At 52.7% G+C, this 14842-nt stretch carries 13 protein-coding genes and 1 pseudogene; 9 read left to right on the top strand and 5 right to left on the bottom strand.

What is annotated here, in order from left to right; all coding sequences use genetic code 11:
• Positions 1–23: 23 nt before the first annotated feature.
• The 4 genes from wzz(fepE) to fes form a co-directional block, all read right to left on the bottom strand.
• Complete coding sequence (gene wzz(fepE) / locus SBG_RS02580; RefSeq protein WP_000096777.1) at positions 24–1160, bottom strand: LPS O-antigen length regulator Wzz(fepE); 1137 nt, start codon at positions 1158–1160, stop codon at positions 24–26.
• Between the two features lie 248 nt (positions 1161–1408).
• Positions 1409–5293, bottom strand: coding sequence for an enterobactin non-ribosomal peptide synthetase EntF (gene entF, locus SBG_RS02575; RefSeq protein WP_000194177.1), 3885 nt, complete (start codon positions 5291–5293; stop codon positions 1409–1411).
• A complete protein-coding gene (locus SBG_RS02570; protein ID WP_000396017.1) occupies positions 5290–5508 on the bottom strand; it encodes an MbtH family protein in 219 nt (72 codons plus the stop codon). Before SBG_RS02570 ends, entF begins: the two co-directional genes overlap by 4 nt.
• A 30-nt stretch (positions 5509–5538) precedes the next feature.
• The gene (fes, locus tag SBG_RS02565; protein ID WP_015702754.1) at positions 5539–6753 is read right to left on the bottom strand and encodes an enterochelin esterase; all 1215 of its coding nucleotides are present in this window, start codon (positions 6751–6753) and stop codon (positions 5539–5541) included.
• Positions 6754–6942: 189 nt separating this feature from the next.
• Here fes and SBG_RS02560 point away from each other — a divergent pair, with 189 nt between their 5' ends.
• The 4 genes and pseudogenes from SBG_RS02560 (at position 6943) to SBG_RS02545 (ending at position 11395) form a co-directional block, all read left to right on the top strand.
• Positions 6943–9198, top strand: coding sequence for a TonB-dependent siderophore receptor (locus tag SBG_RS02560; RefSeq protein WP_001034959.1), 2256 nt, complete (start codon positions 6943–6945; stop codon positions 9196–9198).
• 47 nt (positions 9199–9245) lie between these two features.
• Positions 9246–9948, top strand: a pseudogene (entD, locus tag SBG_RS02555) (enterobactin synthase subunit EntD).
• A gap of 14 nt (positions 9949–9962) precedes the next feature.
• Positions 9963–11081, top strand: a complete 1119-nt coding sequence (locus tag SBG_RS02550) for a YbdK family carboxylate-amine ligase (protein WP_001130608.1) — start codon at positions 9963–9965, stop codon at positions 11079–11081.
• Between the two features lie 65 nt (positions 11082–11146).
• On the top strand, positions 11147–11395 hold the full coding sequence (locus SBG_RS02545) for a DUF1158 domain-containing protein (RefSeq protein ID WP_000682504.1): 249 nt from the start codon (positions 11147–11149) through the stop codon (positions 11393–11395).
• 5 nt (positions 11396–11400) lie between these two features.
• Here the strand turns inward: SBG_RS02545 and SBG_RS02540 are convergent, their stop codons facing one another.
• Positions 11401–11742 (bottom strand): RamA family antibiotic efflux transcriptional regulator, encoded by a 342-nt coding sequence (locus SBG_RS02540; protein ID WP_000155634.1) that lies wholly within the window; start codon positions 11740–11742, stop codon positions 11401–11403.
• Between the two features lie 290 nt (positions 11743–12032).
• Here SBG_RS02540 and SBG_RS02530 point away from each other — a divergent pair, with 290 nt between their 5' ends.
• The 5 genes from SBG_RS02530 to SBG_RS02510 all read left to right on the top strand — a co-directional run bounded on the left by SBG_RS02530 (position 12033) and on the right by SBG_RS02510 (position 14831).
• Positions 12033–12614 carry a TetR/AcrR family transcriptional regulator gene (locus SBG_RS02530; RefSeq protein WP_000113600.1) on the top strand — a complete coding sequence of 194 codons (582 nt, stop codon included), beginning with the start codon at positions 12033–12035 and terminating at the stop codon, positions 12612–12614.
• Positions 12614–12982 carry an MmcQ/YjbR family DNA-binding protein gene (locus SBG_RS02525; RefSeq protein WP_000348995.1) on the top strand — a complete coding sequence of 123 codons (369 nt, stop codon included), beginning with the start codon at positions 12614–12616 and terminating at the stop codon, positions 12980–12982. The genes SBG_RS02530 and SBG_RS02525 overlap by 1 nt, the downstream gene beginning before the upstream one ends.
• Before the next feature lie 101 nt (positions 12983–13083).
• Positions 13084–13737 carry an oxygen-insensitive NAD(P)H nitroreductase gene (gene nfsB / locus SBG_RS02520; protein ID WP_000355871.1) on the top strand — a complete coding sequence of 218 codons (654 nt, stop codon included), beginning with the start codon at positions 13084–13086 and terminating at the stop codon, positions 13735–13737.
• Positions 13738–13933: 196 nt separating this feature from the next.
• Positions 13934–14383 carry a PTS sugar transporter subunit IIA gene (locus tag SBG_RS02515; protein ID WP_001216295.1) on the top strand — a complete coding sequence of 150 codons (450 nt, stop codon included), beginning with the start codon at positions 13934–13936 and terminating at the stop codon, positions 14381–14383.
• Positions 14361–14831, top strand: a complete 471-nt coding sequence (locus SBG_RS02510; RefSeq protein ID WP_000594173.1) for a PTS sugar transporter subunit IIB — start codon at positions 14361–14363, stop codon at positions 14829–14831. Before SBG_RS02515 ends, SBG_RS02510 begins: the two co-directional genes overlap by 23 nt.
• Positions 14832–14842: the final 11 nt, after the last annotated feature.

The following is a 14842-nucleotide window of genomic DNA, read 5'->3' as shown; positions in this document are numbered from 1 at the left end:
CCATCCGGCTTTTTCTTTGTTATTCAGGCTAACCGTTCATCTATCGCCAGCGCATGTTCCATTTTACGCGAAACCAGCGCATGACGTAGTAATACGCTGCCGCAGGCCATCATGCCGCCGATCAACGCCGCCAGAACAATAATGATCATTTTACCCGGTCCATCCTTTTTCACCGGCAGGGATGGTGCCAGTTGATATTTAAAGGGAGTAAATTTCACGTCGCTCACATTCATTGCCGCCAGTTGTTCAACATGGTATTGACGGTTACGTAAATCACCGTTGATCTCGGCCATGTCCGTGACCCCCTTTTCAATCTCCAGTTTGCGGGAAATACCATCCGCGCCGAGGGAAATAGAGAAATCAGGATCGTCTTTTACCGCCTGCCCATTGCTATAAACCGGCTTCTTAATTCCGGCGGCATTGGCTATTTCCAGCGAATAATGAAGACGTTGAATATTAGCATCAAGTTGATTTTTGAGGCGAACCCGATCCATCGCCAGTTTTTCCTGCTCATAGCGGGTTTTGATTTCCAACTGGTTACGAATATTTTCCATCGTCTCTTTCACGACAATACCAGAGATGTACTGAATATAGCCAGCCAGCACCTTTTGCGCTTCTTCCCGCGTCGGCGCAGTAAAACTCAATGTCCATGACGTGAATAACGACGTTTCATTTTTCTTGCTGGCATTACTGTCCACCGCTTTCATCTTTTCACTCAGCGCGACAATTGCCCGATGAAGATCCTGTTCGTCAATTTCCGCGCCTTTTAATTGATCCATGACATAAGGCGAAGAACGAAGATATTCTTCCAGCAGCGACGGAGAGCTAAACTTTTTAATGAACAGATTAAATACGCTCTCCCGATCAACATTTACCTCCATATCCAGCACGCGCAACGCAGTTAACGTTCTCTCCAGATCCTGCCATTGTACTGATTCCGCAGGCGTAACAATTGCCTGGCTGGTCCATTTTTGCGGAAGAAGAATGGACAGGAGTAAACCCACGCACGCGAAGGCAAAAACGGTCGCAACAATACGACGTTTAGCCTGCCACAACACTTCCATAAGGCTCAACAAATCGATTTCATTGCTGTTGGCGGGCGGCAATGGGTAACCTGCAAATGCCTGATTTTTTTCTTGCTTTACATTAAGAGATGACATGCCGTATGACCTGAAAACTTTATCCAATGAGAGAACACATTCCTGTCAGATATTCTATCAGCTAGTCAGAATTATCCGAAACACTCTTTCCCCCCTGCGCCCGAAAAGCACAACATTCGGAATTGCACCTGCCTGCAAAATGTATCATTTATGTTAAATTAATTAATGGGCACAATAAAAAACCCATAATAATTGCTATTTATTATGGGTTATGCGATACCATTTGCTAAAATCAGGAACAATGCCCGTTATTTATTAATTAGCGCATTGATAACGGGTCCAATAGTTTCAAATGCAGTGGGCGAAATAATATCCACATGCGCACACGGCTGGCGATAAATAGTCATAGAGGCTATCCACGGCAACCAGCTTTGCTCTGGCGATACGCCTTCCGGCACCGTTTTATCCGCCACAAAAAGTGTGGCATGTCCATCAAACGGTACACTATGGGCCGTTGTCAGTAGACGAACGGCATCAGCATAATTGCCTTCAATAGCGGCAAAGAAGGCTTCAGATGCCTTTCCCTGTTGGGCGGCGACAAACGCCGCACGCTCGCGCTCAATTTCCGCCAGCACGTCCGGATTAAGACCATTCGCTTCTTTTTTCCGCCAGTTTTGCGTTTCCGGCGGCCAGGTGTCCAGCAGACCTAAAAACGCGACTGTTTCGCCGCGCGCACGCAAACGGGCGGCGATCCCCTGCGCCAGCGTCCCTCCCAGCGAATAGCCTAATAAATAATAGGGACCATGCGGTTGCCGGGCGAGCAGCGTCGCCAGATGACGTTCACAGACCTCATCAAGATTGGCCGCAGTTTGCAGGGGACCAACAGGTCGTGGCGATTGAATCCCTATAATCGACCACGGCGGGCTGAGATAGCGTGACAATACGCTGAATTGCCAGGCAAAGCCCGAAGCAGGGTGGAAACAGAATAACGTTGGGCCATTGCTTTCACGTAGTGGTAACAGCGGCCCAAACCCCAGATTACGCGAGCGTTCATCATCGTCGGTTTCGAGCAGTTTGCTTAACTGCGCCACATCAGACGCCACCATCACCTGCCCCGGTGTCACCTGACGGTTAAAGGTCCGGCTTAACTGTGCAGCCAGTTTCATCGCCAGCAGCGAGTGGCCGCCCAGTGCAAAGAAATCGCTTTCAACATCGTTTATCTCACAGCCCAGCAGACGGGAAAACGCCGCGGCAACAGCGCGTTCCGTTGCAGACTGCGGCGCACGCCCGTTCACGCGCGGCGTAAGTTCCGGCAGCGGCAAGGCTTTACGGTCCAGCTTCCCATTGGCGCTAAGCGGCAGGCTGGCAAGCTGTAACAGTACCACTGGCACCATATGCGCGGGGAGTTTTTGGCGTAATTTTTCCTGCAATGCCGATAAGTCCAACGGCAACCCGGAGTGCGAAACCAGGTAGCCGACCAGTTGCCGGGCATCTCCCTCCGTCGCCGCCGCCTGATTAAAGATGCAGGCATGGGCCACCGCCTGTTCAACATCCGGCAGCATTTGCATAACGCGGTCAATTTCGCCCAGCTCAATACGTTGACCACGAATTTTGAGCTGATCGTCGCTGCGCCCCAGATACTCCACGGCGCCAGAATCCAGCCAGCGCGCCACATCGCCGGTACGGTACATTCGCTCGCCTGGCGCAAAAGGATCGGCGATAAAACGGCAGGCGGTAAGATCCGGACGCCCAAGGTAACCCTGCGCCAGTTGAATGCCGGTCAGATAGAGATCGCCTGCCACCCCAGGCGGCACCGGCTGCATATGCGCATCAAGAATCCGCAAACCGGTATTCCAGACGGGATAACCAATCGGGATACTGTTACCACCGTTCGCCGACAGTTCTGTCCCGCAGGCCGGATACCAGCTCACATCCACCGCGGCCTCTGTGGGTCCGTACAGATTGTGTAATGGCACGGCAGTTAACATTTCCCAGTCGCGGCACAACGCCGTCGGCAACGCTTCACCACTACAGAAAACCCGTTTTAAGGTGGCGCAAGCGCTTTCAGCCGACTCTGGCGTTAGCGAGGCAATAAACGCCGCCAGCATCGACGGTACAAAATGGGTGGTCGTCACCCCATATTGCGCAAAAAACTGTTGCATCGCGAGCGGGTCGCGGTGCGCTTCCGGTTCCGCCATCACCAGTTTCGCCCCAGTGATAAACGGCCAGAAAAACTCCCATACTGAAACATCAAAACTGCACGGCGTTTTTTGCGCCACCACGTCATCCGCATTCAACGGATAGTGATCCTGCATCCATAGCAACCGGTTCACTATCGCCGTTTGTCCCACCATCACCCCTTTTGGTCTGCCGGTTGAGCCAGAGGTAAAAATGATATAAGCGGTATGTTGCGGTAAAGACAGCCCCAGCGGGGTAGTATCACCGCCCGGTAGCGGTTCGCTATAACAGAAGTATTCCATCCCCGGGATGTCGTGAAAACGCACCAGTTGCGCCTGAGTGGTAATGAGCAGTTTCGGCTGCGCATCTTCCAACATCATTCGCAGCCGATCGTCAGGATAACCGGTATCCAGCGGCAACCATGCCGCCCCTGCCTCGACAATGCCATGCAGCGCTAAGGTCAGGAAAACCGACCGCGGCAGCGCTACCGCCACACTATCGCCGGGCTGAACGCCGCGCTCACGAAGCGCGTGCGCCAGCGCGACAACCTGTTCACGCATTTCACGATAGGTAAAATGATAGTGCGCATCGATCAGCGCCGGAGCCTGAGGCGTTTTTCGCGCCTGCTGCGCCACCAGGTCGCTGAGCGTAGCGACAGGAATCGTCACTGCCGTATCATTAAGGCGCGTCAGCTGCTCCGTTTCATCCGCCAGCAGCATTTGCGCGTCGCCGCAACATAGCGCAGGATTATCAGCAAACTGCCTGATAAGCGCCATCAGCCGTAAAGCATGACGGGACAGCGTGGCCTCATCGTAACGCTGCGAATTCGCCAGTAATTCAACATCCAGACCGCCGTTTTCATCAGGGAAAAGCGCCAGTTCGAGATCGTTAACCGGTCCCGTTGCCAGGGTATGGGTTTGCGCCTGTATATCTGGAAAATCAAGATGATAATCAAAGACTTTTATATTTAACACTGGGCCAAATAACGGCGTTTCTCCCGCAGCTCGTCCACTATCGCGAACGATCTGTTCGGCGTCGTAACGCTGGTGGCGACGCATTTTTTTTAACTGCGTCGCAAGACGTCTCGCCAGCATTGGCAGGTTTTCCGTCGCATGAATATTAACTGCCAACGGCAAAACGTTAAGCACCGGACCCGTCGCCGTTAACGCCGCGGACCCCATCCGCCGCATAAAAATAAACCCGGCGGCATAGTTCATCCTTCCGCACAGCCGTCCCAGCCACAGCGTCACTAGCGCCAGGGCGAGATCCGCTCGCGGTATGTCGGGCATTTGCGCGGCCAGTTGGCGAAACGCCCCCTCCGGCGCGGTCAGTTTCATGCGAAGAGTCTCCGCGTTCGCCGGACGCCCCGGCAGCGGCGCGGCAGAAATTGACGCTGGCGGCGGTAGTTCGCAGCGCTGTTGCGCCCAGAAAGCGCCGTCACGCTGCCAGGCTTCGCTCTGGCGATAGCGCAGATATTCTTCAACCACATCGGCAAAAGGCGTAAAAGGCGAATCAGGCGTAGGGACACCGCTCCGCCAGGCGCGATAAATCGCCACAATCTGGCGAGTTATCGCCGGGAAGCTAAACCCATCCACCAACAAATGGTGATAGCGTTGATACCAATACCAGCGGGTATCATCAATGCGCATCAACTGGTGAAACGCGAGCGGCTTGCCGCTATCTGCACGCAGGTTTTGCCGTAAGTCCGCCTGCATGATATCCAGCGCCGCCTGATGCGGATCGGTCTGGTCGCGTAAATCTGTGATCGTGGGTTCGCCAAAAGTGTGCCCGGGATCGATCCACTGCCAGACCTCGCCGTTTTCCTCGGTAAAACGCATCTGTAGCGTATCCGCCTGCCGCATCCCTGCCGTTACCGCTTTTGCCAGTAAGACGGCATCCAGCTCGCCGGTCAGTTCCACATAATGCGCTACGCTCCAGGCAGAAGGTAAATCAGAGAGTTTTTCCGCCATCCAGATCCCTGGCTGAGCGGCAACCAGCGGTAAACGTTGCGTCATTTCGCCTCCTGCTTATCGGCATAATGTGCCGGATTCAATGTCGTCCAGCGCGTATTAAGCCACTGCTGGCACGCATCCTGCGATTGCGGTTCGCATACAACTGCCCACCCTGCAGGAAGCGTACACTCTGCCGGCCAAAGGCTGAATTGACGCTGCGCATTTTGCAGAAGGTAAAACTGTCCCTGCGGGTTATCGAAGGGATTACTGAATTCCATACTCAACTCCTGTCGTGGACATATGCCCGGTTAAAGCGTGTCAATGAGCGGCTGCCAGAGCAGCATCAACCCCTGCGTTAGCCCGCCGCGCCAGCAAAGCGCATCGTGTCCGCCGTCAACCTGACGCCAGAAAATGGACTGCTGAGGGGTATTCAGTTGGGCATAAAGCGCCTGATTTGCCTGAAAAATGATCGGCTCACGCACGCCGGCTTCCAGAACGATGCGTAACCCATGCGCACGTAATGCGCCGGTTTTCAACCGGGTAAGCACTTCCCCCCCGGCCTGGCTTGTGCGATGGGGCCACCAGAAAGATCCAGACTGACTCAGTACGCAGCCAAAGCGCGCCGGCCAGTTCAGACCGGCATAAAGAGCCGACAGGCCGCCAAAACTCTGGCCGGCCACCACCGTCCGTCTGGCATCATCGCTAAAAGGCGTCAGGGATCTGACTTGCGGTAACAATTCCTGCTGCACCGCCAGCCAGAAGTCGGCGTTGCAGGGCAATTCCTGACCACGATGTTGGGTATCGATCGCGTCAATCAGCACGTAGACGGCACCAGGAAGCAAATGTTGTTGGGTAAGCGAGGCGAGTGCAGGCCAGACGGGCATACTTTCCGCCCAGAACTGACCGTCCAGCAAAATAGCCAGTGGCCTTTCTTCCGGCGCAGCGTCTCCGGTGGTCAATATCCATACGCGACGGGAATTACCCAAACGTTCGCTATGCCAGTGCACCATCACCGGCGGGGAGGATGGCGTTTCAGGGCGATCCCATCCTGGCTGGGGGGGCGCATCCGGCATCTCCAGCGCCGAAACCGCATGACCACGCCCTCCCCGCCAACTTTGGGAATTAAGCGGGTCGGCAATCGCCTGCGGTAATAGCTGTCGCCAGCCTTCACGCAACTCACGTAGATCAGGCGTTTCACCCGGTGAAAAAGTGGCAAAAATGTCATCACGTTCGGTGGGAATGAAACAGTAACTACCGCGCCAGTTAGCGCCCAGTACCGTACTCCAGTGCCAGACATCCGTTCCGGCAATACGCGTCATCGTCTGAGGCTGTGCATTTTGGTGATGATCGGTCACGCCGGTGATGTAGACCCAGACACGCCGTATCGGGGAGCATGTTTCATTCCCTTGCGGATCGCGCCACCAAAAGGTGACCCGATAATTGCCGTCTCTTTCCTGTACCCATTCCGGCCCGTTTTTCGTCCTCCACCAGGCCTCACTTCCGGTTGCCAGCGCCTCTACCATCATAACCCTATGTTTATTATGAATTTTACATATAATTAGCGAAATATATTGATAATATTATTGATAACTATTTGCATTTGCAATAGCGTATTGTCGCGCTATGGGAAGCGCGAACATAATTTCACCACCCAGGCCAATACCTTTGACGGGCGCTTTGGCTTACGTGGCTAAAGAAAAGCAGGATATACAATGAACAAGAAGATTCATTCTCTGACCTTACTGGTCAATTTAGGGATTTATGGGGCCGCTCTGCCCGTGATGGCGGAAGAGAAAACCGATAATGCTGTACTCAACAATGAAGATACTATCGTGGTCACTGCCGCCCAGCAAAACCTGCAGGCGCCTGGCGTTTCCACCATCACTGCCGATCAAATTCGCAAAAATCCACCCGCGCGCGATGTGTCCGAAATCATCCGCACCATGCCGGGCGTTAACCTGACCGGTAACTCCACCAGCGGTCAACGCGGTAATAACCGCCAAATCGATATTCGCGGCATGGGCCCGGAAAATACCCTTATCCTGATTGACGGTAAACCCGTCAGCAGCCGTAACTCGGTGCGGCTGGGCTGGCGCGGCGAACGCGATACCCGCGGCGATACCGCGTGGGTGCCGCCGGAGATGATCGAACGTATTGAAGTCCTACGCGGCCCAGCCGCAGCGCGTTATGGCAATGGCGCCGCTGGCGGCGTAGTCAATATCATTACCAAAAAAGGCGGTAGCGAGTGGCACGGTTCCTGGAACACGTATTTCAACGCGCCGGAACACAAAGACGAAGGCGCGACCAAACGCACCAACTTTAGCCTGAACGGCCCACTGGGCGGGGATTTCAGCTTCCGTCTGTATGGCAATCTCGACAAAACCCAGGCCGATGCGCGCAATATTAACCAGGGGCATCAGTCTGAACGTACCGGGAGTTACGCCGACACGTTACCAGCCGGACGCGAGGGGGTCATTAACAAAGATATCAACGGCGTGGTTCGTTGGGATTTTGCGCCGCTTCAGTCTCTGGAGCTGGAGGCCGGTTACAGTCGCCAGGGCAACCTGTACGCCGGCGATACCCAAAATACGAATACCAACCAATTGGTAAAGGATAATTACGGAAAAGAGACCAACCGCCTTTATCGGCAGAATTACTCCCTGACCTGGAACGGCGGCTGGAATAATGGCGTTACTACCAGCAACTGGGTGCAATATGAACATACCCGTAACTCCCGTATGCCGGAAGGCTTAGCGGGTGGCACCGAAGGGATTTTCGACCCGAAAGCGTCGCAAAAATATGCCGATGCCGATCTGAATGACGTCACTTTGCACAGCGAAGTGAGCATTCCTTTCGATCTGCTGGTCAACCAAAACCTGACGCTGGGCACCGAATGGGCCCAACAACGTATGAAAGATACACTCTCCAACTCACAAACCTTCATGGGGGGCACGATTCCGGGTTACAGCAGTACCGATCGTAGCCCGTATTCAAAAGCAGAAATTTTCTCCCTCTTTGCTGAAAACAACATGGAGTTAACCGAGAGCACCATGCTGACGCCGGGACTGCGTTTCGATCATCACAGCATTGTGGGAGATAACTGGAGCCCGTCGCTGAATCTGTCACAAGGTCTGGGGGATGACTTTACCCTGAAAATGGGGATCGCCCGCGCCTATAAAGCCCCGAGCCTGTACCAGACTAACCCAAACTATATTTTGTACAGTAAAGGCCAGGGCTGCTACGCAACTGGCGCCGGCACCGGTATCGGCTGTTACATGATGGGCAACGATGACCTGAAAGCTGAAACCAGCATCAACAAAGAGATCGGCCTGGAGTTTAAACGTGATGGCTGGCTGGCCGGCGTCACCTGGTTCCGCAATGATTACCGTAATAAAATTGAAGCGGGCACAGTGCCATTACAGCGTATCAACAACGGTAAAACCGATGTCTATCAGTGGGAAAACGTGCCTAAAGCGGTCGTTGAAGGTCTGGAAGGAACGTTAAACGTACCGGTGAGCAACACCGTGAACTGGACGAATAATGTGACCTATATGCTACAGAGCAAGAACAAAGAGACCGGCGAGCGACTGTCGATTATCCCGCAGTACACGCTCAACTCAACCCTGAGCTGGCAGGTACGTCAGGACGTTTCTCTGCAATCAACCTTCACCTGGTACGGTAAACAAGAACCGAAGAAATATGATTACCAGGGAAACCCCGTCACCGGAACAGATAAGCAAGCCGTCAGTCCGTACAGTATTGTTGGTCTGAGCGCGACCTGGGATGTGACTAAAAACGTCAGTCTGACTGGCGGCGTCGATAACCTGTTTGACAAACGTCTGTGGCGTGAGGGTAATGCGCAAACCGTCAGAGATACCCAAACAGGCGCCTATATGGCAGGCGCTGGCGCGTACACCTATAACGAACCGGGCCGTACGTGGTATATGAGCATTAATACCCATTTCTGATACCGGCCTTCCCTCCCTCGTTCGGGGGAGGGAGATGTAAAGAGACCATGCTGACAACCCATTTTTCTCTTCCCTTTGCCGGACACATGCTGCATATCATCGACTTTGACGCGAGCAGCTTTCACGAGCATGATCTGCTTTGGCTTCCTCATCACCATCGGCTCCGGTCTGCCGGGCGCAAGCGTAAGGCTGAACATTTGGCAGGCCGTATCGCCGCCGTTCATGCGCTACGCGAAACGGGTATCAGGATGGTTCCCGATATTGGCAATAAACGACAGCCGCTATGGCCGGCTGGTATCTTTGGAAGCATCAGCCACTGTGCGTCAACGGCGCTGGCTGTTATATCCCGGCAGTGCGTCGGTGTTGATATAGAAAAAGTGATGTGCCAGCACACTGCGACAGAGCTGGCCTCGTCCATTATTGATAGCGATGAGCATCATATTCTCCAGGCGAGTCCGCTACCTTTTCCGCTAGCTCTGACGCTGGCCTTTTCCGCCAAAGAGAGTGTTTATAAGGCGTATTCAGAGAATTTCTCGTTACCGGGGTTCGATAGTGCCAAAATTACATCACTCACCGCTACGCATCTCTCGTTAAACATACTGTCCGCTTTTGCCGTCACTCAGGCTGAACGTGTTGTCCCTGTACAGTGGCTGCAACACGATGATGCGGTTATCACCCTTTGCTCCGGTAATAACCTCGCTCCACCACGACAAAAGCGTCCCCGCTTCTATACTTAGCGCATTACCCTAATAAATGAGATCGCTATGCCGCTACCTGATTTTCACGTTTCTGACCCCTATACGCTTGGCATTGAACTGGAAATGCAGGTGGTCAACCCGCCAGGCTACGATTTAAGCCAGGATTCTTCTACGTTAATTAATGCCGTTAAATCCCGACTCACGGCTGGCGAAGTTAAGCACGATATCACCGAAAGTATGCTGGAGATGGCTACGGACGTCTGCCGTGACATTGATCAGGCGGCGGCTCAACTTTCTGTCATGCAGCACATTATTTTACAGGCGGCGTCGGAACACCATCTCGGCATTTGTGGCGGTGGTACTCACCCTTTTCAAAAATGGCAACGTCAGGAAGTCTGTGATAATGAGCGCTATCAGCGCACTCTGGAAAATTTCGGCTACTTAATTCAACAGGCGACGGTTTTCGGCCAACATGTGCATGTCGGATGCGCGAATGGCGACGACGCTATTTATCTCTTACACGGGTTATCGCATTTTGTTCCGCATTTTATTGCACTCTCCGCCGCGTCTCCCTATATGCAAGGATCAGATACCCGTTTTGCCTGCGCGCGCCTGAATATCTTTTCCGGGTTTCCCGATAATGGGCCTATGCCGTGGGTCAGTAACTGGCAAGAGTTTGCCAGGCTATTTCGTCAGTTGTCTTACACCACGATGATTGACAGCATCAAAGATTTACACTGGGATATCCGCCCCAGCCCGGTCTTTGGCACAGTAGAAGTTCGGGTAATGGATACGCCGCTCACCCTCGATCATGCTATCAATATGGCAGGACTGATTCAGGCAACAGCTCACTGGCTACTGACCGAACGTCCCTTTAAACCTCAGGAACAGGACTATCTGTTATATAAATTCAACCGCTTTCAGGCGTGCCGCTATGGTCTGGAAGGGGTGTTAACGGATGTTTATACCGGCGATCGCCGTCGGCTGGCAGACGATACGCTGCGTCTATTAGACAACGTTACGGCTTCTGCGGGCAAAGTGGGCGCCGACAGTGCGATTGAAGCACTGCGTATGCAGGTGAAAAAAAGCGGTAACGAAGCACACTCAATGCGGAAATTTATTGCCGACGGCGGATCGTTGACTGGCCTGGTGCAAAAACATTGTGAGATCTGGGCTGGGCAATGACAGCAAATTTGCGTTACCGGGCAATATCCCGGACAATGATGTTTTAACTTACGTTTAACAAAGTGATGAAACACCCGCTTGAATCATTAATGACCGTTGCCGGTATCCTGCTGATGGCGTTTCTCTCCAGCCTGCTGCTGCCCGTCCCTTCTCCCGGCCTTGCGTTGGCACAAAAGCTGGTCGGGATCTTTCATCTTATGGATCTCAACCAGCTTTATACCTTACTGTTTTGTTTATGGTTTCTGTTGCTTGGCACGCTGGAATATTTTGTTATTCGCTTTATCTGGCGTCGGTGGTTTTCACTGGCTGATTAAGCGCTTCAATGCGTACAGCTATGCTTTTCTTTACGATAAGCGCCTGGCGGCAAATTGAACGTACGGGTAAAAATACGCGTAAAGGTTTGCTGCGAATCGAAACCATACTTGAGACAAATATCGTACACTTTCTGATCGGTGTCGCGCAAATCGCGCGCCGCCAGTTTTAGCTTCCGCTCGCGTACATAGCGCCCCAGACTCTCCCCTTTATACTGCATAAAAAGGCGTTGCAGGTGCCACTTGGAATACCCGGCATGGCGGGCGATATCATCAATACGTAACGGCTGGTTCAAATTATCATCAATCCACTCGACAATCGTGTCGATAACCTGAGCGGAAATGGTCATCGTGCTCTCCCCTCTATCAAACTCGTCAACGGCTCACAAGCCACAACGTTTACTGCAACAGCAATAAGCATAGTAATAACCACACAAATTGTGAGATGGCTTATGGCGTGGTCTGCAATAGGCTTTTTCACCACTTCACGTAGGCGGCCCTTGATTATGAGTGAGTAAGCACTCATTATAAAGAACCAAAGTACGCCGTCAAGGCACTTTTCAAAGGTTGACATTCCCCGTTGCGACGCGGCTACGGGCGTGATTCAATCATGTTTTTACAGATATAAGGGTAACGTGTAGTGGCTCGTCCGAAGAGTGAAGACAAAAAACTGGCATTACTGGAAGCAGCAACCCAGGCGATAGCGCAATCCGGCATCGCCGCCTCTACGGCGGTAATTGCGCGTAACGCAGGCGTTGCTGAAGGGACGTTATTTCGCTATTTTGCGACCAAAGATGAGCTGATTAACGCGTTGTATTTGCATTTAAAGCAGGATCTCTGCCAGTCAATGATGGGGGAACTGGATCGATCCATTACTGATGCCAAAGCGATGACCCGTTTTATCTGGAACCGCTATATCAGTTGGGGCCTGAACCATCCCACCGGCCACCGTACTATCCGTCAACTGGCCGTCAGCGACAAGATCACCAAAGAGACGGAACAACGGGCCGACGATATCTTCCCCGAGCTACGCGATTTGTGTCATCGCTCCGTTTTGCCGGTGTTTATGTCGGATGAGTACCGCGCCTTCGGCGACGGCCTTTTCCTGGCGCTGGCCGAAACGACCATGGATTTCGCCGCGCGCGATCCCGCGCGTGGCGAAGAATATATTGCACTGGGATTCGAAGCCATGTGGCGCGCACTGACTCGCGAGGAACAATAATGGACGGTCAAACGCTGCACGCCAGCGCAAAACGCTTTGCTCTGGAACTGCCTTTTACCGAACACTGCTGGCCTTTCGGCCCGCAGTATGATGTGTTTAAAGTCGGTGGAAAAATATTCATGCTTTTCACTGAACATCACTGCCGCCCGCTGGTAAATCTGAAGTCGGACCCACAAAAATCGCTGGTGAATCAGCAAATTTACCCCAGCATTGCGCCAGGCTATCACATGAATAAGAAACACTGGATTTCAGTCTATGCAGGCGAGGATATCACCGTATCGCTACTCAATGATTTGATAAAGGATTCATGGAATCTGGTGGTGGATGGGCTGCCAAAACGAGATCAACAGCGTCTGCGGCCTCGCTGACGTCATACCGATAGTCATATCGCATTTTCCTCCCTTATCTTTTTGCCGATAACCCGGTACCCTGTTGATACAAAAGGGTACTAAACCAACCAGGAGTATTTATGGATATCGTTTCTGTCGCCTTAAAACGCTACTCCACTAAGGCGTTCGATCCCAGTAAAAAATTAACCGCCGAAGAAGCGGATAAATTAAAAATGCTGCTCCAGTACAGCCCCTCCAGCACCAACTCCCAGCCGTGGCACTTTATTGTCGCCAGTACGGAAGAAGGCAAAGCGCGCGTCGCAAAATCCGCCGCCGAAAATTATGTGTTTAATGAACGTAAAATGCTGGATGCGTCCCATGTCGTCGTGTTCTGCGCAAAAACCATAATGGATGACGCCTGGCTTGAGCGTGTCGTTAATCAGGAAGAGGCCGATGGCCGCTTCGCCACGCCGGAAGCCAAAGCGGCAAATGATAAAGGCCGTCGCTTTTTTGCCGATATGCACCGCGTCTCGCTGAAAGATGACCATCAGTGGATGGCAAAACAAGTCTACCTCAACGTTGGCAACTTTCTGCTGGGCGTTGCCGCCATGGGCCTTGATGCTGTCCCTATTGAAGGTTTCGACGCCGACGTGCTCGACGCTGAGTTTGGTCTGAAAGAAAAAGGCTATACCAGCCTGGTGGTAGTACCGGTCGGTTATCATAGCGTCGAAGATTTCAACGCCGGGCTACCGAAATCACGCCTGCCGCTGGAAACCACGCTGACAGAAGTCTAACCTCCCCCCAAGCCGGATACCCGTCCGGCTTTTTTACCTTTCTGCCAGGTTCTCCAGTGATAAATGGCGTGAAGTGCCAGGTTTTACATCGCCAGTGTTAATTTCCTCTTTCAACTCTTTGAAAATAAAAAATATTTAAAAGTGGCACGCTGTTTGCCTTATCTGGATACCCCTATCTGGATGAAGGAGAAAACGGGTGAGACATCTTTATGTGGCCAGCCACGGCCCTTTTGCCCGCGGACTGGTTAACAGTTTATCGCTACTGATTGGCGACGAGCACGGCGTGACACCGGTTTGTGCTTATGATGGCGATATTGTGACCACGGAACAACTAGAACAAACCCTTGAAAATCTGATAGCCCAGGCCAATGGCGAAGAAGTGGTGGTGTTTACCGATCTGCTCGGCGGCAGTATCAACAACAGCGCCGCGAAAGTGCTGATGCGCCACCGTCACGTTTTTGTGGTAGCTGGTGTCAACATGACCCTGTTGCTGGAATTTTTACTCTGTGAAGAAGAAAGCACAGAAGCAGCCATTACCTACGCCACCAATGCGGCGCGTGAATCCATTGTCTTTATCAACACGCTAATCACACAACCATCCTCTGACCTACAGGGAGAATCCCATGATCAAATTAGTGCGCATTGATTACCGCCTGCTGCATGGCCAGGTGGTCTTCGCCTGGACCCGGGCGCTGGATATCGATCATATCATCGTCGCCAATGCCAAAGCCGCCAGCGACGCCTTTGTCTCTATGTCATTAAGCCTGGCCAAACCCGCCGGTGTATCGCTGGACATTATCACCGTGGCACAGGCAGCGGAAAAACTCACCAGCGGTAAGCTGGATCACAAAAAAGTGATGGTCGTGCTGGGCAATACCGCCGAAACCCTGGATTTTGCCGAGAAAGTGCCGGGGATTAGCACCATCAATTACGGCGGTATTGCGCAAAAAGAGGGCGCGCAACAGTTCGGAAAAGCCATCTACCTGACCGGGCAGGAAATTGCCGATAGTCAAGCGCTAAAAGCTAAAGGCATTCGTCTGGAAATGCGCCAGGTTCCGGCCCATTCCGCCGAATTGCTTAACGATAAACTCTGAACCCGGAGGTC

The sequence above is a fragment of the Salmonella bongori NCTC 12419 genome (assembly GCF_000252995.1).
Taxonomy (GTDB): Bacteria; Pseudomonadota; Gammaproteobacteria; order Enterobacterales; family Enterobacteriaceae; genus Salmonella; species Salmonella bongori.
The sequence above is the reverse complement of the archived record's forward strand: the minus strand, read 5'-3'. Positions and strand labels throughout refer to the sequence as shown.